This window comes from Streptomyces sp. NPDC058000, from assembly GCF_042886435.1.
Classification (GTDB): Bacteria; Actinomycetota; Actinomycetes; order Streptomycetales; family Streptomycetaceae; genus Streptomyces.
In genome coordinates, this window is sequence record NZ_JBHVQS010000008.1 from 158,155 (window position 1) to 177,736 (window position 19,582).

17 protein-coding genes are annotated in these 19,582 nt (G+C 71.8%); 6 read left to right on the forward strand and 11 right to left on the reverse strand.

What is annotated here, in order from left to right; all coding sequences use genetic code 11:
• The first annotated feature begins 53 nt into the window (after positions 1 to 53).
• Positions 54 to 1,328: an MFS transporter gene (locus ACFVT2_RS11390; RefSeq protein WP_390015231.1), complete on the forward strand. Its 1,275-nt coding sequence runs from the start codon at positions 54 to 56 to the stop codon at positions 1,326 to 1,328.
• A gap of 10 nt (positions 1,329 to 1,338) precedes the next feature.
• Here ACFVT2_RS11390 and ACFVT2_RS11395 read toward each other — a convergent pair whose 3' ends face one another.
• Positions 1,339 to 1,842, reverse strand: a complete 504-nt coding sequence (locus ACFVT2_RS11395) for an acyl-CoA thioesterase (protein ID WP_390015233.1) — start codon at positions 1,840 to 1,842, stop codon at positions 1,339 to 1,341.
• Between the two features lie 499 nt (positions 1,843 to 2,341).
• On the opposite strand from ACFVT2_RS11395, the gene helR reads away from it, so the two are divergent.
• Positions 2,342 to 4,558: an RNA polymerase recycling motor ATPase HelR gene (helR, locus tag ACFVT2_RS11400; RefSeq protein WP_390015235.1), complete on the forward strand. Its 2,217-nt coding sequence runs from the start codon at positions 2,342 to 2,344 to the stop codon at positions 4,556 to 4,558.
• On the opposite strand, the gene ACFVT2_RS11405 is transcribed toward helR, so the two are convergent.
• On the reverse strand, positions 4,528 to 5,913 hold the full coding sequence (locus ACFVT2_RS11405; protein ID WP_390015238.1) for a uracil-xanthine permease family protein: 1,386 nt from the start codon (positions 5,911 to 5,913) through the stop codon (positions 4,528 to 4,530). The two genes, helR and ACFVT2_RS11405, sit on opposite strands and share 31 nt — an antisense overlap.
• Positions 5,914 to 6,132: 219 nt before the next feature.
• Complete coding sequence (locus tag ACFVT2_RS11410) at positions 6,133 to 6,567, reverse strand: phospholipase (RefSeq protein WP_390015430.1); 435 nt, start codon at positions 6,565 to 6,567, stop codon at positions 6,133 to 6,135.
• A gap of 327 nt (positions 6,568 to 6,894) precedes the next feature.
• Between ACFVT2_RS11410 and ACFVT2_RS11415 the strand changes: the two genes are divergently transcribed.
• Together ACFVT2_RS11415 and ACFVT2_RS11420 are read left to right on the forward strand one after the other, a co-directional pair.
• Complete coding sequence (locus ACFVT2_RS11415) at positions 6,895 to 7,650, forward strand: DUF5995 family protein (protein WP_390015241.1); 756 nt, start codon at positions 6,895 to 6,897, stop codon at positions 7,648 to 7,650.
• Between the two features lie 90 nt (positions 7,651 to 7,740).
• Positions 7,741 to 8,673, forward strand: coding sequence for a TIGR03619 family F420-dependent LLM class oxidoreductase (locus tag ACFVT2_RS11420; RefSeq protein WP_390015244.1), 933 nt, complete (start codon positions 7,741 to 7,743; stop codon positions 8,671 to 8,673).
• Between the two features lie 159 nt (positions 8,674 to 8,832).
• Here the strand turns inward: ACFVT2_RS11420 and ACFVT2_RS11425 are convergent, their stop codons facing one another.
• The 3 genes from ACFVT2_RS11425 to ACFVT2_RS11435 form a co-directional block, all read right to left on the reverse strand.
• Positions 8,833 to 10,539 carry a flavin monoamine oxidase family protein gene (locus ACFVT2_RS11425; protein ID WP_390015247.1) on the reverse strand — a complete coding sequence of 569 codons (1,707 nt, stop codon included), beginning with the start codon at positions 10,537 to 10,539 and terminating at the stop codon, positions 8,833 to 8,835.
• Between the two features lie 158 nt (positions 10,540 to 10,697).
• On the reverse strand, positions 10,698 to 11,504 hold the full coding sequence (locus tag ACFVT2_RS11430; protein WP_390015249.1) for a carbon-nitrogen hydrolase family protein: 807 nt from the start codon (positions 11,502 to 11,504) through the stop codon (positions 10,698 to 10,700).
• A gap of 178 nt (positions 11,505 to 11,682) precedes the next feature.
• Positions 11,683 to 12,597, reverse strand: a complete 915-nt coding sequence (locus tag ACFVT2_RS11435) for a LysR family transcriptional regulator (RefSeq protein ID WP_390015252.1) — start codon at positions 12,595 to 12,597, stop codon at positions 11,683 to 11,685.
• 54 nt (positions 12,598 to 12,651) lie between these two features.
• Between ACFVT2_RS11435 and ACFVT2_RS11440 the strand changes: the two genes are divergently transcribed.
• Positions 12,652 to 14,133 (forward strand): MFS transporter, encoded by a 1,482-nt coding sequence (locus tag ACFVT2_RS11440; RefSeq protein WP_390015254.1) that lies wholly within the window; start codon positions 12,652 to 12,654, stop codon positions 14,131 to 14,133.
• A gap of 17 nt (positions 14,134 to 14,150) precedes the next feature.
• The gene (locus tag ACFVT2_RS11445; protein WP_390015257.1) at positions 14,151 to 14,705 is read left to right on the forward strand and encodes a nuclear transport factor 2 family protein; all 555 of its coding nucleotides are present in this window, start codon (positions 14,151 to 14,153) and stop codon (positions 14,703 to 14,705) included.
• On the opposite strand, the gene ACFVT2_RS11450 is transcribed toward ACFVT2_RS11445, so the two are convergent.
• From ACFVT2_RS11450 to ACFVT2_RS11470, 5 genes are all read right to left on the reverse strand, one after another.
• Positions 14,702 to 15,157, reverse strand: coding sequence for an Lrp/AsnC family transcriptional regulator (locus ACFVT2_RS11450; protein ID WP_390015260.1), 456 nt, complete (start codon positions 15,155 to 15,157; stop codon positions 14,702 to 14,704). The two genes, ACFVT2_RS11445 and ACFVT2_RS11450, sit on opposite strands and share 4 nt — an antisense overlap.
• A 10-nt stretch (positions 15,158 to 15,167) precedes the next feature.
• Positions 15,168 to 16,640: an amino acid permease gene (locus tag ACFVT2_RS11455; RefSeq protein ID WP_390015263.1), complete on the reverse strand. Its 1,473-nt coding sequence runs from the start codon at positions 16,638 to 16,640 to the stop codon at positions 15,168 to 15,170.
• Between the two features lie 352 nt (positions 16,641 to 16,992).
• A complete protein-coding gene (locus tag ACFVT2_RS11460) occupies positions 16,993 to 18,456 on the reverse strand; it encodes a GuaB1 family IMP dehydrogenase-related protein (RefSeq protein ID WP_390015266.1) in 1,464 nt (487 codons plus the stop codon).
• A 162-nt stretch (positions 18,457 to 18,618) separates the two neighbouring features.
• The gene (locus ACFVT2_RS11465; protein WP_390015269.1) at positions 18,619 to 19,062 is read right to left on the reverse strand and encodes a barstar family protein; all 444 of its coding nucleotides are present in this window, start codon (positions 19,060 to 19,062) and stop codon (positions 18,619 to 18,621) included.
• On the reverse strand, positions 19,059 to 19,532 hold the full coding sequence (locus ACFVT2_RS11470) for a ribonuclease domain-containing protein (protein ID WP_390015272.1): 474 nt from the start codon (positions 19,530 to 19,532) through the stop codon (positions 19,059 to 19,061). Before ACFVT2_RS11470 ends, ACFVT2_RS11465 begins: the two co-directional genes overlap by 4 nt.
• Positions 19,533 to 19,582 lie beyond the last annotated feature (50 nt).

Genomic DNA, 19,582 nt, shown 5'->3' on the forward strand with positions numbered 1-19,582 from the left:
CTCACGAACCGTCACCCTTATTATCAGGCAGGGTTCCTGATAATTTACCGGCCATGGCTGGCAACGGCGTTCCCGACGCCACCCCCCGTGCCCCGCTCCCCCGAATGCCCGACCACCGACTGCGCCGCGCCCGCTGGGCGATCGCCGCGGTGTTCCTCGTCCACGGCTCGGTCACCGGCAACTTCGCCACCCGCATCCCCTGGCTCCAGGACCACACCCAGATCCCGCCGGGCCAGCTCGGCCTGGCCCTCGCCTTCCCGGCGATCGGCGCGTCGCTGGCGATGCCGCTGGCCGGCCGGATCAGCCACCGCTTCGGTGCCCGCGCCGCGCTGCGCGCCCTGCTCGCACTGTGGACGCTGTCGCTGGCCCTGCCCGCCCTCTCCCCCAACGTGTTCGTGCTCTGCGGCACGCTGCTGGTCTACGGCGGCACCTCGGGCATGGCGGACGTGGCGATGAACGCGCTGGGCGTGGAGACCGAGGACCGGCTGGGCCGGCCGATCATGTCCGGGCTGCACGGCATGTGGAGCGTGGGCGCACTCCTCGGATCGGCGGCCGGCACCGTCGCCGCGCACACCGGCACCGATGCCCGGCTCCATCTCGCCGGCGCCGCTCTGGTGACAACCCTGCTCGGGGCGCTCGCCTGCCGGGGCGTACTGGATCTGCGCAGCGCCCCCGAGGAGCATCCGCCGCCGCGCTTCGCGCTCCCGCCCCGGTCGGCGCTGATCATCGGCGCCATAGGGTTCTGCGCGGTGTTCGCCGAGGGTGCCTCGCTGGACTGGTCGGCGGTCTACCTCCGCGACCGGCTGGGCACCGACGCGGGGCTGGCGGCCGCCTCCACCACCGCGTTCTCCTGCACGATGGCGGCCGCCCGGCTGGCCGGGGACAAGGTGGTGGCCCGCTTCGGCCCGGTGCGCACGGTCCGGGCGGGCGGGCTGCTGGCCACCGTCGGCGGGCTGCTGGTCGTCACCGCGAGCCACCCGGCGACGGCGATGGCCGGCTTCGGTCTGGTCGGCCTGGGGATCGCGGTGGTGGTCCCGCTGGCGTTCGCCGCCGCCGGCCGCAGCGGCCCGGCGCCCAGCCAGGCCATCGCGGGGGTGGCCACGATCACCTACACCTCGGGGCTGATCGCCCCGTCGGCGATCGGCGGAATCGCCCAGGCGGCGTCCCTGACCGGCTCGTTCGCCCTGGTCACGGTGCTGACCTTCGGCCTGGTGGCGGGGGCGCGGGTACTGCGGATGCCGTCCCGGACGACCTCGGCGGGCGCGCCGGCCGCCGCCAGCAACAGCGACAGCGGCACCGCCAGCAACAGCGACCTGGAACGCTCCTGACCGCGGCGGCTCAGGCCGCTTCGACCCCGGCGGTCGGCACCTCGGCCGCCGGCTCCGGCCGCAGCAGGTCCGCGGCGATCGTCCGGCCCCGGTCCGACCACGGGGTGGGCCGCAGCGCCTGCGGGTCGACGCGGACCAGGACGCGGTGGCCGCGGGCGTGGGTCTCGGTGCCGTCGGCGGAGCAGAGCCGGAAGCCGTAGGTGAGGCCGGTGCGACCGAGGCGTTCGACCCACAGGTGCACGGCGTAGCCGCCGGCGCGGGTGACCGGGCGCTCGTAGGAGACCGTCATCTCCTTGACGACGTTGCACATGTCGCCCGCGGCGGCCCAGTCGCCGTCGAAGCCGAAGCCGAAGCCGAACCCGTGCCAGTACTCGGCCCAGGCCCGCTCGGCCAGCAGCGGGTAGCGGGAGTTGTGGAGCATGCCGAGCGCGTCGAGGTCGTCGAAGTGGACGGTGACGGGGACCAGTTGCCCGTAGGCGACGGGGTCGGCGGTCTGGAGGGGTTCGACGCTCACGGGTGGTGCTCCTGGGGAATCCGAGTGGGTGGTCCGGTGCTCGCGGCACCGGTCGGGGCGGCGCGACAAGCCCGAACCATCCTAAGCGGCCGCTTAAAACCGGTTTCACCCGGTGAGAATGGAGCGCGAAACGGCGATCTTCAGCGCCGGCGGCGATGCCGCCGGGCGGCCGAGGTCCGAAGAAGGTGAGAGCGGGTCCGTCGTCCACAGCGGACCAGAGGGGCGAGGGGGAACAGCCGCTCCTCGCCACTCTCAACGTATAGCGCACCAGGGGGCTTGCGGCAAGGCCCCGGTGGTACCGCAGAATCGCTGGCCTAAGCCCCGGACCTGCGGAAAGAGGAGATTCACACGGTGTGTGCGGTGTTGTCAGTTCAGGCGGCGCGCGGCGGCGTCGAGCCGGTGGTGGGACGCGCGCCGCGGTTGCGGGCCCTCGGTGCCGACGGGCCGGTGTGCGCGTGGTCGGACTTCGCGGGCGCGACCTCGGATCGGAGCTGATGACATGAATCCCCTGACCACCAGCGCGTTCGGCCTTCCGGACCAACTCGCGCCCAAGGCCGATCCACTGCTGATCGCCGGCGACGAACAGCACTTCGCGGCCATCGCGGAGAGCCTGGAGCAGACGATCGCCGAACTGTCCGACCGCCTCGATGCCGAACGCAGGGCGCCCGGTGGCCTGGGCCGGGCGGCGATGGAGCGGGACGCCGAGATCCACCGGCTGACCGGTCGGCTGCGCGCCCTGCGTCGCTTCGGTTTGGACCTGTGCCTCGGACACACCGTCAGCGCGGACGGCACCGAGCCCGTGTACATCGGACGACTCGGCCTCACCGACAGCACGGGGCGCCGGCTGCTGATCGACTGGCGCTCCCCCGCGGCCGAGCCGTTCTTCGCGGCGACGCACGCCAACCCGATGGGTCTGGCAAGCCGCCGCAGATATCGCTGGACCCGTGGCCTGATCAGCGACTACTGGGACGAAGTGTTCACCGCCGACGCGCTTGAAGGGCACGCCGCGCTCGACGACCAGTCAGCCTTCATCGCCAGCCTGGGCAGCACCCGGTCGGCCCGGATGCGCGATGTGCTCGCCACCATCCAGGCCGACCAGGACGCCATCGTCCGGGCGGGATCGCGCGGCGCTCTCGTCGTCGACGGCGGCCCGGGTACGGGGAAGACCGTCGTCGCGCTGCACCGCACCGCCCACCTCCTCTACTCCGACCCCCGCCTCGGTCACCGTCGGGGCGGCGTGCTGTTCGTCGGTCCGCACCAGCCCTACCTGGCCTACGTCGAGGACGTCCTCCCCAGCCTCGGCGAGGAGGGCGTGCAGACCTGCACCCTGCGGGACCTCGTGGCCGAGGGCCCCGGCGCGGCGAACGAGACCGACCCGGACGTGGCCCTCCTGAAGTCGTCCGCGAACATGGTGCAGGCGATCGAGAAGGCCGTCAGGTTCTACGAAGAGCCGCCCACCGAGGGGATGACGGTCACCACCTCCTGGTCCGACGTCTGGCTGAGCGCCGACGACTGGGCCGAGGCGTTCGAGGCACCGGACCCGGGCACTCCGCACAACGAGGCGCGCGAGCAGATCTGGGACGAGCTGGTCGCGATCCTGCTGGACAGACTCGACGGTGACGTCTCGCCCGACCTGTTCCGGAGGTCGCTACAGCACGACGAAGAGCTGGTCACCACCCTCAACCGCGCCTGGCCGCTGCTCGAAGCCGCCGACCTCGTCGGAGACCTCTGGTCGGTATCCGCCTACCTGCGGATGTGCGCTCCCTGGCTCAGCCGCGACGAGGTGCAAAAGCTCCAGCGCAAGGCGGCTCCCCAGGCGTGGACGGTGTCCGACCTGCCGCTCCTGGACGCGGCACGGCAGCGGCTCGGCGACCCGGCGGCGGCGCGGCGCAAGCGTCGGCAGCGAGCCGCCGTCGCCGCCGAGCGGGCGCGCATGGCCGACGTCATCGACACCGTGCTCGCGGCCGATGACGACGGCGAAGGCGCGGTGACGATGCTGCGCGGACGGGACCTACAGGACAGCCTGATCGACGAGACCGCACTGCCCGGCACCGACCCCGAACCGCTGGCCGGCCCGTTCGCACACATCGTCGTGGACGAGGCCCAGGAACTGACCGACGCCGAGTGGCAGATGCTGTTGCTCCGCTGCCCGTCCCGGAGCTTCACCATCGTCGGGGACCGCGCCCAGGCCAGATACGGGTTCACGGAGTCGTGGCAGGAGCGGCTGGGGCGGATCGGGCTGGACCGGGTCGACGTGGCCTCCCTGAGCGTCAACTACCGGACGCCGGAGGAGGTCATGGCGGAAGCCGAACCGGTCATCCGGGCCGAACTCCCGGACGCCAATGTGCCGACCTCCATCCGCAGCAGCGGCGTCCCCGTCGTCCACGGATCCGTCGCGGATCTGGACTCGGTCCTCGACGCCTGGCTCGGTGCGCATGCCGACGGGGTCGCCTGCGTCATCGGCACCGGTGACAGCGGAGCGGGCACGTTCCGGGCGACGTCCCGCGTCCGGTCACTGACCCCGGGGCTGTCGAAGGGGCTTGAGTTCGACCTGGTCGTCCTCATCGACCCGGAGACGTTCGGCGAGGGCGTCGAAGGAGCGGTCGACCGCTACGTCGCGATGACCCGGGCTACCCAGCAGCTCGTCATCCTCACCAGCTCGTTGCGGTCAGACCTTCGCTGCGGTCAGTCGTTGCGGTCAGCGGATCCGTCGTAGTCGCTGGTTCCGGCGTCGAGGAGCGGCATGCGGCGCTGGCCGGCCGCCTGCGAGAGCCAGCGCAGGGAGTGGTATCCGGTGAGCACGATCAGCGTCCCGAGGGCGATTCCGCTGAGTTCGAAGTGCTCGGTGAACTTCAGCGAGACGCCGCCGATGGCGATGATGATGCCGGCCGCGGCGGGGATGAGGTTCAGCGGCAGGGTGAAGTCCACCTTGTTGCGAATCCAGATCTGGGCGCCCAGCAGGCCGATCATGCCGTAGAGGATGACCGTGATGCCGCCCAGCACACCGCCGGGGATCGCGGCCACCACCGCGCCGAACTTCGGGCACAGGCCGAAGAGCAACGCGAAGACGGCTGCCGCGGAATAGGCAGCGGTGGAATAGACGCGGGTCGCCGCCATCACGCCGATGTTCTCGGCGTACGTCGTGGTGGCGGGGCCGCCGACCGCGGTCGAGAGGACCGTTGCCGTGCCGTCGGCGACGATGGCCATGCCCATCTTGTCTTCGAGGGGGTCACCGGTCATCTCCCCCACCGCCTTGACGTGACCGGCGTTCTCCGCGACCAGTGCCACCAGGACGGGAAGCGCAACGAGGATCGCCGAGGCCGAGAAGTTCGGTGCGTGGAACGTCGGGAGGCCGATCCAGTCGGCCTTCTCGACGGCAGAGAAGTCGATGCGCCAGTGGTCGGTCACCTTCCCCGCGCCGTTGGCCGCATGAATCATTCCCGTGGTGCGGTCGAGAACCCAGGACAGTACGTACCCGAAGACCAGACCCAGGAAGATGGCGATCCGCGACCAGAAGCCTCGCAGGACGACGAGGGCCAGGCCGGTGAACAGCATGGTCGCCAGGGCCGTCCACTGATCCTGCGGCCAGTACGTGGATGCCGTCACCGGGGCGAGGTTGAAGCCGATGAGCATGACGACCGCGCCGGTCACCACGGGCGGCAGAACCGCGTGGATCACACGGGCGCCGAGAACGTGAATGACGATCCCGCAGCCCGCCAAACACGCGCCCACGACGAGCATCGCGCCCGTCAGCGTGCCGGCGTCACCTCCCTGACCTGCGATCACGGCGGATACGCCGACGAAGGAGAGCGACGAGCCCAAGTAGCTGGGGATGCGTCCGCGGGTCATCACCAGGAAGAGGACCGTGGCCACGCCGGATGCCATGAGGGCCAGGCCGGGGTCCAGGCCCATCAGTACCGGAGCGACGAAACACGCGCCGATCATCGAGACGACGTGCTGGGCTCCGAGCGCGATGGTGCGGCCCCACGTCAGACGTTCACCGGGTTTGACCACCTCCCCCGGCTTCAGATGCCGCCCGTCTCCATGAAGCTTCCACCCGAAGCCCGCCATGATCACTCTCCACTTCTGCGACGCCCTGCACGCCACAGAGCCGAAGTGATTCATAGTCGAACCACCGCTTCAGGACAAACTAGGCACCATCGTGGTGCGCACCCGCCTCCACCTGCTGCGCACCCCGGCTCCCGCGCACACCGAGCAGCGGCGGCCGCCACCGCGGACGGTCCGGGGCGCGGGCGGTGGCCGCGCCGCACCCCGGAGCGCCGCCCGGCGTTACCTACCGAGGTTCTTGACGGCCTCGTAATACGTCCAGGCCAGCCCGTTGCAGGAGGTCTTCTTCGCGCCGGAATAGCCGGCACAGACCCGCTTCAGGTCCGCATAGAGAGCACTGTCCAAACGTGCCTTGTTGGCGGAGAAAGTGCCCGCTTTCTTGTAGTTGCGGTAGCCGAAGTCGTGTCGGGCGCAGGAGAGTTTGAACGGGAAGCCGAAGGGGTTGTCCGGCGACTTGGAGCAATAGTCGGTGGACCAGTCGAAAGCGTAGGCGGCCCATTTTCCCTGATTGTTGCGGGCCGCCAGCCAGTTGCCGTAGCTGGCCGCACTGGTCTGTGTGAAGCTCGCCATCACCTGCGGCTTGTCGGCGGGGGCGGCCTGGGCCGGGGCGGCGGCCACCGTCAGTGCGGAGACCGCCAGCAGCGGCGTGACCACCATGGCGGCAAGTCTTCGGGACACGGATCAACCTCCGGAATTCTGCGCCGCGTTCATACGGCGTTTCCTGGGATGCCGAATGGATATGTCCGAACTGATCTGTCCGCATGGACATGGGTGTTCTCACGGGATTTCGCGGGGACAGCACCGCTGCTTGCGGTCCGACCGGAAATGCGCAGCACACATCGACGCGGTAGGGGCACCACGGGAGCCGAACGGCGCGGGACGGTAGGAAGGGCCTCAAGACGGCGGGCCGATTATTACCCCGTTCCGGTCAACTCGCCACAGTCATCGGCATATTTAGGGGTACCGCGATGTCACGCTGAGCGGATGACGACCCTTCAGCAGCACGGCCGAAACGGCCCGCAGCACACCGCCGCAGAGCCCGCCGCCCGGTCCGCCGACCGCTCCGGACCTGCGGCGACGGCAGGGGTGACGCACGTACTGGCGCGGATGCGGGCGCTGGACCGGGCGCTGCCCGCCGACGACGGGGTGGCCGTCTTCAACCGGGTCTACCTGGCCGTCACCGAGGCCGTCGCCCAGCGGGTAGGGGGTGGCGCCTTCGAGGACCCGGAGGCCGCCGGCGCATTGGACGTCCAGTTCGCCCGCCGCTACTTCACCGCGGTGGACGCCGACGCCACCGGGCTGCGGCCACCGGCCTGCTGGCGGCCGCTGTTCCAGCTGCGCCGGCACCCCAGGGTCCGCCCGCTGCAGTTCGCACTGGCCGGCATCAACGCGCACATCGGCCACGACCTCGCGCTGGCCGTCGTGGACACCTGCCGGGCGCTGGACTGCGAACCGCCCGCCCTGGAAGGCGACTTCGACCGCATCGGCACGCTCCTCACCGGCCTGGAGGAGGGCATCCGGGAGACCTTGATGCCCGGCCCCGACCTCCTGGACATCGCCGACCCGCTCACCCATCTCATCGGCTCCTGGAGCCTGGAGATGGCCCGCGACGGTGCCTGGGCCGCGGCCCGCATGATGTGGGGCGTCCGCCGGCTCCCGGAGGTCGCGGAGGAGTTCGCCGACCGCCTGGACGCGAGCGTGGGCCTGATCGGCCGCTGTCTGCTGACCCCGCTGGGATAGTCCGCGGCGCGGCGGCCGACCGACGGCGGCGCGCCACGACCGCCGCCCGCTTCGTTCCGCTGCCGGGCGCCCCGCCGTAGGGTGCCGCCCATGACGTTACGACTGGGACTGGGGCTGCCCCAGATGCCGCAGTACGACCCGCGGCGCGCGGTGCGGGACGTGGCCCGCGCCGCGGAGGAGATCGGTTTCGACAGCGTCTGGGTCTTCGAGCGGACGGTGTTCCCGCGCGAGCCCCTCGACGGGCTCTACGGCGTGCCGGGCCTGCCCTGGCCCGACTTCTACCGCCGGTGCGCCGACCCGCTGGTCACCCTCGCGCTGGCCGCCGCCGTCACCGACCGGGTCCGGCTGGGCAGCAGTGTGCTGGTCTCCGGGCTGCACGCGCCGTTCCCGTTCGCCCGGACGCTGGCGACGCTGGACGCGGCCAGCGGCGGTCGGGTGCTGGCGGGCCTGGGTACCGGCTGGTCCCAGGACGAGTACCGGGCGGCCGGGGTCACCGCGTACGCCGACCGCGGCGCCCAGTTGGACGAGCTGCTGGACGTCTGCGCGGCGGTCTGGGGCCCCGATCCGGTCGCGTACCGGGGCCGCTGGACGGAGATCGCACCGGCCTCGGTCGGGCCCAAGCCGGCCCGTCCGATCCAGGTCTACCTGGCCGCGGGCGGTGGCCGGGCCCTGGACCGGGTGGCGCGGCGCGCCGACGGCTGGCTGCCCGCCCACCTGACGGGTGCGCAGCTCGCCCCGCTGCTGGCGCGGCTGGCCCGGGCGGCCGAGCGGTACGGCCGCGACGTCGGGGAGCTGGACGTCGTCCTGCGGGTCGGGGTCGAGCTGACCGGGGCGCCGCTGCCGGAGGCCGGGCGCCGCCCGTACACCGGCAGCCACGACCAGGTGCTGGCGGATCTGGCCGGCGCCGCGGAAGCCGGGGCCCGGGAGGTCCTGGTGGATCTCCAGGTGCACTGCCGGGACGGCAAGGAGCTGGCCGACCGGGCAGCCGAACTGCACGGACGGGTCCGGGCGGCCGGCCTGTAGCACCGCACCTGCGGGACCGCCGGGGCTCCCGGACCCGGCCCGTACGCGGACGTGCGGAGGGCCCCGGATCAACCGGGGCCCTCCGCACGTCAGTTGGCGCGCACACGAGCGGAACGTTCAGGACGCGACGCCCGCCGCTCCGCAGCGCTCCGGAAGCGCTCAGTCCTCCGGGAGCTCCACCGGCGCGATCTCGTCGTAGACGTCACCGGGGCCCAGGTTGGTCCCGTCGGTGCCGCCGCCGAGGTGGTGCATCACGCCCCACACCGCGTTCAGTGCGGTCTGGATGGCGCCCTCGGCCCAACCCGCCGTCCAGGAGATGTCGTCACCGGCGAGGAAGATGCCGCGCTTGTCCTCGGGGAGCAGTTCCTGCATGAAGTGGGTGAACAGGCGCCGCTGGTAGCGGTAGTGGCCGGGCAGGTTGGCCTTGAACGCGCCCATGAAGTAGGGCTCGTTCTCCCAGGACACGGTCACCGGGTTGCCGATGATGTGCTTCCGGATGTCGACCTTCGGGTAGATCTCGCCGAGTGACTTGAGCATGACCTCCATGCGCTCGTTCGCCGACAGCGGCAGCCACTTCAGGCTGTCGTCGCACCAGGTGTAGGAGAGGCAGATGACGGCCGGCTGGTCCGGGCCGTTGTCCAGCAGGTAGGTGCCGCGGGTCATCCGGTCGGTGAGCGTCATCGACATGACGTCCCGGCCCGTCTCGTTGCCCTCGTCGTCGACGGCCTTGTCCAGCCAGAACGGCCGGTCCACGGGCACGAAGAGCTTGCTGGACTCCATGTAGTGGGTGCGCTCGATCGCCGTCCAGTGGTCGATCGGGAACAGGTCGTCATCGCAGTCGATCTTCGACAGCAGCATCCAGCTCTGTGCGGTGAAGACCACCGCCTTGTACGAGCGGATGTCGCCGGAGGCGTCGGTGACGGTGATGCGGTTGCCGGCGGTGCGGTGCAGCCGGGTCACGGCCGGTCGCGGCGCGCCGTCGTGCAGCGACGACAGCGAGGTGCCCTGGGCCCAGTGCACGATCTTCTGCGGCGCGCGCTCCCACAGGCGCAGCGGCAGCTGCTGGGAGCCGCCGACGATGCCGCGGTGGTGGTCGTCGGCCTCGGTGTAGACGACCCGCAGGATCTCCAGGATGGAGTTGGGGAAGTCGGTGTCCCAGCCGCCGGTGCCGAAGCCGACCTGGCCGAAGATCTCGCGGTGCCGGAAGGACGTGAACGCCTTGGAGTCGCAGAGGAAGCCGTAGAAGGTCTGGTTGTCGAGCTTCTCGACGAGCTGCGCCCAGATCTCGCGGATCCGCGGCACGTCGCGCTCGCGCATCGCCTGGTTCATGTCGGAGAAGTCGGCGCCCTCCTCCAGGCAGGCGTTCCACGCCTCGGCGACCTGGCGGTAGACCGCGGGCAGGTCGTCGACGGTCTCGGCGTAGTGCGACTCGCCCTTGAGGTCTACGACGGTCGACGGGGTGGACTCGGCGAGCGGGTTGGGGAACGGAGCGGTTTCCAGGCCCACCAGGTCGATGTAGTGCTGGAGCGCCGTCGAGGACGGCGGGAACCGCATCGCGCCCAGCTCGCAGTTGAGAGACTCGTCACAACCGTCGAAGCCGACGGTGCGCAGCCGGCCGCCTATCTGGTCCGCCTCGTAGACGACGGGCTTGAGGCCCATCTTCATGAGCTCGTACGCGGTGACGATGCCGGAGAGGCCGCCGCCGACGATGGCCACCTCGGTGCCGTGCTCGGTCGCCGGGATCTGGCCGAGGCCCGCCGGGTGCGCGAGGTAGTCGTCGTACGCGTAGGGGAAGTCCGGGCCGAACATGGTGATCGGCGGCTGCGCGGCGGTGTGCGGGACGGCGGGGGGCACCGTGGACGTCATCGGGGCGGACTCCTTGCGGGCGGGGCGGATCAGGGCGTATCGGGCACGGGCGGGCGGGGCGGGGCGCGCTCGGGCTCGGTGGGGTGGTGCGGGGCGCTGCGGCGGACCGGGGAACGGCACGGCGGCGGGCGGGGCCGCCGGGCGCGGTGGGGCGCCGGTCAGGTGAGGTCGGTGTAGAGCTCCGGCCTCCGGTCGTGCAGGTAGGGGTTGTTCTCCCGGGCTTCCTTCAGGAACTCCGGGTCGACCGCGGCCTGCACCAGCTGCTCGGAGCGTCCGGCGCGGGTGCGGACCACGCCGTCCGGTCCGGCCAGGCAGCTGAGGCCGACGAACTCGAACTCGCCCTCCGCGCCGACCCGGTTGACGTACCCGACGTACATCTGGTTCTCGAAGGCGCGCACCGGGATCATCTGCTCCGGCACGATCTGGAAGGGGTGCATCTGCGCGGTGGGCACCAGCAGCAGATCGGTCCCGGCCAGCGCGTGCGCCCGGACGTTCTCCGGGAATTCCACGTCGTAGCAGATCAGCAGGCCGATCCGGATCCCGTCCAGCTCCGCCTGGACGACCGCCCGGTCGCCCGGGGTGAACCACTCGCGCTCGAAGCAGCCGAAGAGGTGGGTCTTGCGGTAGTTGGCGAGCGCGGTGCCGTCGGGGCCGATCAGCTGGGCGGAGTTGTAGACCACGCCGTCCGCTTCGGGGGCGCGCTCCGGGTAGCCGTAGAGCACCGCGATGCCGTGCTCGGCGGCGATCCGGCCGACGGCCCGGGCGCCGGCACCGTCGGCCGGCTCGGCGAGGCGGTGCACGTCACCGCCGATCGCGTAGCCGGTGAGGAACAGCTCGGGGCAGGCGAGCAGCCGGGCGCCGGTCGCGGCCGCCTCGCGGGCCGCGTCGGCGAGCACCTTCAGGTTGTGCGCGACGTCGCCGGGCCGTCCCGAACTCTGGAGCAGGGCGGTGTGCAGCGGCGGCATGGGACCCCTCGGCGGTGGCGGTTCGGGTGGGACTCAATGACGGTACGGGCCGCCGACGATCCGGGACAAGGCGCCACCGTTGCGTGGCGACGGACGATTCGTTGCGCGTTCAAGGGCCACCGCGGCGATTCGTTGCACGCGGCATGCGGCCAGGTCGGGCGGGTGCCTACGGGGTGACTCAGGCCACCGCGGCGGCCACCGTCTCGCGCACCACGCCGCGCAGCCACCGGTGGCCCGGGTCGGCCTCCTGCCGCGGGTGCCAGGCCATCCCCATCGGCATCGGCGGCAGGTCGAACGGGATGGGCAGGGTGCACAGGCCCAGCCCGCGCACCATCGGTGCCGCGGTCCGCTCAGCGGCCATGCCCACCACGTCGGTGTCCCGCACCATCATCAGCGCGGCCGCCACGGTCGGCACGGTGGCGACCACCCGGCGGCGCAGCCCGCGCTCGGCCAGCGCGGTGTCGATGGGGCCGGCCAGCCGGCCGCGCCGGGAGAAGTTGAGGTGCGCGGCGGCGGCGAACCGGCGGGCGGTGAGGGGCCGGGTGGTCAGCGGGTGGCCCTCCCGGACGACGGCGACCGCGTGGTCCTCGAACAGCCGCTCCGTACGGATCTCCGGCTCCGGGCTGTCGATCATGCCCAGCTCCACGTCGGCCACCCCGTCCCGGAGCAGCGGCAGATCGACATGGCTCTCGCCGAGGAAGCGCAGCACCACCCCCGGCGCCTCCCGGGCGACCCGGGCGACCAGTGCGGGCCCGAGGGTGGTGACGAACAGGTCGCTGGCGTTCAGGGCGAAGCTCCGGGTGAGCTGGGCCGGATCGGTGGGGGCGGACGGGGCCAGTACCCCGTGCGCGGCCTCGACCAGCCGCCGCACCTCGGCCTTGATTTCCAGCGCGCGGGGGGTCGGCACCATGTGCCGGCCGGCGCGGACCAGTACCGGATCGCCGAGGGTCCGCCGGATCCGGCCGAGCGCCCGGCTCATGGCAGGCGCGGAGAGCCCGAGCCGGTCGGCGGCCGCGGTCACGCTCTCCTCCTCCAGCAGCGCATCCAGGGCGATCAGCAGGTTGAAGTCGATGTTTGCGTTTCGCGCAATCATGGAGTGCACACCTTGCATTTGAGATCAACTGAACGGGACTCTAGCGTCCCCGCCATGACCACGTCAGCACCACCGTCGACCGACGGCACCTCGACCCGGAGCGCCGGCCGGCGCTCCGTCACCGCCTTGATGTGCGCCTGCGTCCTGGTGGCACAGTCCCTCGTGGCCGCCATGAACCTGGCCATACCGAAGATCGCCGCGAGCGACCTCCACCCCACCCCCGCCCAACTGCTGTGGATCGTCGACACCTACGTCCTGGTCTTCGCCGGTCTGCTGATCCCGGCCGGCGCGCTCGGCGACCGCTACGGCCGCAAGGGCACCCTGCTCACCGGGCTCGCGGTCTTCGGCACCGGCGCGCTGCTCAGCGCACTGGCCCCGACCCTCCCGGTACTGCTGGCCGGCCGCGCCGTCTCGGGCGCCGGCGCCGCACTCCTGGTGCCGGCCACCATGTCCGTACTCCTCCACGCATCCCCGCCCGGACGCAAGGCGGCGGCGATCGCGGCGTGGAGCACGGCGATGGGCGTCGGCGGACTGGTGGGGAACGCGGGCGGCGCGCTGATCCTCCAATACCTGCCCTGGCAGGGGCTGTTCTGGGGGTACGTGCCGCTGGCGCTGCTCCTGCTCGGTTGGGTGGCGCGGTCCGCGCCCGCGGTGCCGCGGCAGACCGCGACGCTGGACCTGCCGGGCTCGGCGCTGCTGGTCCTCGGGTCCTTCGCCCTGCTCTTCGGCATCATCGAGGGCCCCGGACTGGGCTGGGCCTCGACGCCGGTCCTCGGCGCCTTCGCCCTGGCCCTGCTGCTGTTCACGGTCTTCGTCCGGCACGGCCTGCGGGCCGCGCACCCGGTGCTGGACCCCCGGCTGTTCCGGCTGCCGCGCCTGCGCGCCGGCAGCGCCGGGATCGCCGTCGGCTTCTTCGGGATGTTCGCCCTGTTCTACGTCAACGCGCAGTTCCTCCAGTACGTGAAGGGCTATGCGCCGCTGCGGACGGGCTTCGCGATCGTGCCGCTGGCCTTCGGGATGCTGGCGGTGACGCGGTACGGGATGCGCCTGGCACAGCGGATCGGCGAGGCCCGGACGTCCGGCGCCGCGCTGCTCCTGGTGGCCACCGGCCTGCTGCTGCTCTCCACCGCCGACGCCGGCACCCCCTACCTGCGCTACCTGGCGTACCTGCTGCTGATGGCGGTCGGCGCGGGTCTGGCGATGCCGACGCTGTCGCACGCGATCGTGACGTCGGTGCCGGCCCACCAGGCCGGCATGGGCTCCGGACTCCAGGGCGCGGCACGGGAGTTGGGCGCGGCGTTGGGCATCGCGGTGGTCGGCACCGCGCTGTCGGTCCGTTACGCCGCGGGCACCGGGCACGGGACGTCCGCGGCGGCCGCGTTCACCGACGCCGCCGCGCTGGGTTACCGGATCGCGGCGGCCGTGGTGCTGGTGGTGGGCGCCGTGGTGACGGTCGGGCTGCGCTCCCGGCGGCCCGCCGGCGTGACACCCGTGGAGGCGTCCGCCTCCCCCACCCTTGACCTCAAGTCCACCTGAGGTAGCAAGATCACTGCATGACCACGCACGAAGCCGCAGCCACCGACCCCACCCCGCCGGCCGCCGAGCCCGCCCACCTCCGCACCGCGCGGCAGCTCCAGCACCTCACCGACCGCGCCGACATCGCCGACCTGTTGGACCGCTACCTGCGCTCCCTGGACGAGGGGGTGTTCGACGAGGCATGGGGCCGCGCCTTCTACGCCGAGGACGCCACAGCCGAGATGCCCCTCGGTACCGTCCGCGGCCGGGACGCCGTGGTGGCCCGGATCCGGGAGGGGATGGCCCTGTTCGACCGGACCGTGCACCTGGGCGGCAACGCCGCCATCGAGATCGACGGCGACCGGGCCACCGCCCGCGGGGCCCAGCTCAGCACCCACGTCCTGGCCGACGGATCCGAGGCACTCTTCGTCTCCGGCGGCCACGCCGACACCGAGCTGGTACGGACCCCGGACGGCTGGCGGATCGCCGCCTCCGCGCTCCGCATCGCGTGGACCGGGGGCACCCCGCCGCACCTGCCGCCGGAAATGGGCCCGCCGCACGCCGCCCAGCGGCCCGGCACGAAGGGCCGCTAGCTGGGCGCGCCCGACCCGTAGCGGCGCAGCAGCGGGGAGAGGACCAGGACGGACTTGGTGCGCTCGACGAAGGGTTCGCCGGCGATCCGCTCCAGGACCCGCTCGAAGTGCCGCATGTCGGACGCGAAGACCTGCACCAGGGCGTCCGCCTCACCGGTGACGGTGGAGGCGGACGCCACTTCCGGGTAGCGCGACAGACCGCGGTGGATCGCTTCGGGCGAGGTGTTGCGGCGACAGAAGATCTCGATGAACCCCTCGGTCTCCCAACCGAGGGCGGCCGGGTCGACGCGCACCGTGAACCCGGTGATCGCGCCGTCCGCCCGCAGCCGGTCCACCCGGCGTTTGACCGCCGGTGCGGACAGTCCGACCTCCTGGCCGATGTCCGCGTAGCTGCGGCGGGCGTCCTCGGCGAGGGCGTGGACGATGCGTTCGTCGAGATCGTTCAGTCGCACTGCGGGTGGGTCACTTCTCTGCGGTGGCCAATCGGGAGCGGCGCATGCCGTATCCGAAGTAGATCACAAGGCCGACCGCCATCCAGACACCGAAGACCACCCAGGTCACCAGGCCGAGGCTGCCCATCATGTAGAGGCAGAGCAGGAAACCGATCGCCGGGAAGACCGGCGAGAACGGCGTGCGGAACGCCCGCGGCATGTCCGGCCGGGTCCGGCGCAGCACGATCACGGCCACGTTGACCAGCGCGAACGCGAAGAGGGTGCCGATGCTGGTGGCGTCGGCCAGCTCACCGAGCGGCACCGCGGCGGCGAGCACGCCGCAGAAGAGGGAGACGATCACGGTGTTGACCCGGGGCACGCCGGTCTTGGGGTGAACCTTGGAGAACACCGTGGGCACCAGCCGGTCCCGGGACATCGCGAACAGGATCCGGGTCTGGCCGTAGAGCACGGTCAGTACGACGCTGGCGATGGCGACGACGGCGCCGAAGGCCAGCAGCACCGACCAGTAGCCCTGACCGGTGACGGTCTTGAGGATCCCGGCCAGCGCGGCCTCCGAGCCCTTGAACTCCTGCCACGGCAGGGCGCCCACCGCGATGGCCGCGACCAGGCAGTACAGGGCGGTGACGATCACCAGCGACAGCATGATCGCGCGGGGCAGGTCGCGCTGCGGGTTCTTGGCCTCCTCGCCCGCCGTGGAGGCGGCGTCGAAGCCGATGTAGGAGAAGAACAGCGTGGCACCGGCGGCGCTGACCCCCGCCATGCCCATCGGCATGAAGTTGGCGTAGTTGCCGGACTTCACGCCCTGGATCGCGACACCGCAGAACATCAGCAGCGTGAGGATCTTGACGACCACCATGATGGTGTTGGCCCGGGCGCTCTCCTTGGCACCGCCCAGCAGGAACACCATCGCCAGCAGCACGACCAGCAGGGCCGGCAGGTTGAAGTAGCCGCCCTGACCCGGCGGCGCGGACAGCGCGGCGGGGATGGTGACGCCCAGCGTCCCGTTGAGGAACTCGTTGAGGTACTGGCCCCAGCCGACCGCGACCGCGGCGACCGAGACGCCGTACTCCAGGATCAGGCACCAGCCGCAGACCCAGGCGATCAGCTCACCGAGGGTGGCGTAGGCGTAGGAGTACGACGAGCCGGAGACCGGGATGGTGCCGGCCAGTTCGGCATAGGAGAGCGCGGAGAACAGCGCCGTGATGCCGGCGATGACGAAGGAGAGCACGACCGCGGGGCCGGCGTCCGGGACGGCCTGGCCGAGCACCACGAAGATGCCGGTGCCGAGCGTGGCGCCGATGCTGATCATGGTCAGCTGCCAGACGCCCATCGAGCGGCGGAGCGTGCCCCCCTCGCCCTGGCCGCCCTCGGCGACCAACCGCTCGACCGGCTTGCGGCGCATCAGCCGAGTGCCGAGTCCGCCGCCGACGGGCGGCGGGGAATAGCTGTCCCCTGGGGGCGGGGCGGCGCCGTTCTCCAACACTGGGGGCTCCTTCGTCGCTGCCGGTCAGACTGACACATTCCGGCACATTCCGGTGACTAGACCGCAGCGGCCAGGCAGGCAGGACGAACCACCCTGCAGCAGGAGACCGCCGAGCAGGCGGTCTCCGCCACTCCACGTACAGCGCATGACACTACGGCCCCTCGTTGACCTGCCGTAATGCAGGATCCTTGCGCAACTACGGTGGTTCGTTGCGCACGGCGGCGAAGGGCGGCGGAATGTTGCGCTCCACCGCAGTCAATCACGGTCGCACCCGGAGAACGCCACCGGCCCCGCACCAGGTCGGTGCGGGGCCGGTGAGCGGCGAATGCGGAGCCGGAAGCCGGCTCAGGGGTCAGCTCCAGCTGTCGTGCAGCGGCTTCCCCTCGGCGTAGCCGGCGGCGCTCTGCACGCCGACCACGGCCTTCTCCGCGAACTCCGCCAGGGAGGCGGCGCCGGCGTACGTGCAGGAGCTGCGGACGCCCGCGATGATCGAGTCGATCAGGTCCTCGACGCCGGGACGGGCCTGGTCGACGAACATCCGGGAGGTGGAGATGCCCTCCTCGAACAGCGCCTTGCGGGCGCGGTCGTAGGCCGACTCCTCGCTGGTGCGGTTGCGCACCGCACGCGCCGAGGCCATCCCGAAGCTCTCCTTGTACGGCCGGCCCTCGGCGGTGTGCTGGAGGTCGCCCGGCGACTCCAGCGTGCCGGCGAACCACGAGCCGATCATGACGTTGGACGCGCCCGCGGCCAGCGCCATGGCCACGTCGCGGGGGTGGCGGACACCGCCGTCGGCCCAGACGTGCTTCCCGTACTTCTTCGCCTCGGCGGCGCACTCCAGCACCGCGGAGAACTGGGGCCGGCCCACACCGGTCATCATGCGGGTGGTGCACATCGCGCCCGGCCCGACACCGACCTTGATGATGTCCGCGCCGGCCTCGATGAGGTCGCGCACACCGGAGGCGGCGACGATGTTGCCCGCGACGATCGGGACGTGCGGGTCCAGCGCCCGGACCGCCTTGACCGCGCTGATCATCGACTCCTGGTGGCCGTGCGCGGTGTCCACGACGAGGGTGTCCACACCCGCGTCCAGCAGCGCCTTGGCCTTACCGGCCACATCGCCGTTGATGCCCACGGCGGCCGCGATCCGCAGCTTGCCGCCCGCGTCCGTGGCGGGGGTGTACAGGGTGGCGCGCAGCGCGCCCTTGCGGGTCAGAATGCCGACCAGCCTGCCGTCCGCGTCGACCGCGGGGGCCAGCTTGCGGTTGGCGGCGTCGAGGCGGTTGAACGCCTCACGGGGGTCGATGTCCGCGTCCAGGACCAGCAGGTCCTTGGACATGACCTCGGACACCTGGGTGAAGCGGTCCACTCCGGCCAGGTCGTGCTCGGTGACGACGCCGACCGGCCGGCCGCCCTCGACGACGATGCCCGCACCGTGCGCCCGCTTCGGCAGCAGCGACAGCGCGTCCGCCACGGTCGAGACCGGGGACAGCACTATCGGCGTGTCCAGCACCAGGTGGCGCTGCTTGACCCAGGTGATGACGTCGGTGACGACGTCGTTCGGGATGTCCTGGGGGATGACGACCAGACCACCGCGGCGGGCCACCGTCTCGGCCATACGGCGGCCGGCGATCGCCGTCATGTTGGCGACCACGAGCGGGATGGTCGTGCCGGAGCCGTCGCGCGAGGCGAGGTCCACGGCCTGGCGGGAGCCCACCGCCGAGCGGCTGGGCACCATGAACACATCGTCGTAGGTCAGGTCGTAGGGCACCGAAGAACTCTCTTCGAGGGCGCCGTTCTTCGGATTGAGGAATCGCATACTGCCAGGATACGGGCCCTGACCAGGACTCATGTGATAGTCCTACGGCCTCGTGGGCCGTGTGTGTGATCCGCCAATCCGGTGTCCACGCACCGGGACGCCGGCTCACGGGACGCATGCGTAAGGTCGCGGAACGGCGCCCGCGGGAGCCGGTTCCCCGGGCTACGCCCCCTGCCGGCCGCGCCCGCCGGCCATGATCACCGCAAGCCCGGTGTCGGTGTCCCGCCAGTACCCCACGGAGTCCGCCAGCACCGTCTCCACCACACTCCAGTCCTCCGGCGCGGCAGCCGCGTACTCCTGCCAGCCGGTGATGACCAGCAGCCGACCGCGCGACGGGGGGCACCAGGACAGGTCGGTGAGGCAGTCGGCCAACGCGTCCCAGTTGTGGCCGAAGTACGCCGGGAATTCCAGGGCGGCAGCGCACCTGTCCAGGAACCCGGCCTTGTCCGCGACCCCGGCGAGGTCCAGCGCGGCACCGTCCCACCCCGCGTCCCGGGCCGCGGCCAGGGCGTCCGCGACCGGGCGGTCCGCCGGCCAGGGCAGCACCCCCGCGGGCGTCCGCCCGTCGAGCACCGCGGCCAGCGCCCGGGGCACCTCGGCGCTCACCGCAGCACCGCCTTGAAGCTCTTGTAGTGATCGTCGGTGTAGAAGAACTCGTGGTGCTTGCCGGTGATCAGGCGGCGGGTGCCGCGGTTCCGGGAACCCGGGGTGTCGACCGTGTACTCGTGGTAGTAGCCGCGCGGCTCTTTGGGCAGCTGCTTCTCGTAGTTGCCGAAGACGGTGCCGTCCTTGGGGTACGGGAACGGCCCACCGGCGTCGATCAGCTTGAGGGTGCGCTGCGCCTCCGTGGGCAACCGGTCCGCCGGCACGGTCGGCAGGCCCTTCGCCCAGCCCGGTGCGGCGCCGCCGCCGGGCGACCGGGTACCGGCCGTGGCGGTCGCGGCCGGCCGGTGCGTGCCGGCCGAACTCCCTTTGCCGTCACCGCCGGTGGAACACCCGGTCAGGACGAGAAGCAGCGCGGCGAGCAGCGCGCCGACGACGGCGGCGGCCCGGCGCGGGGCGGTGTGGATCAGCATGCGCCGATGCTGTCACAGCCACGCGCCGGCTGCCCGCCGGCGTGCGCGTC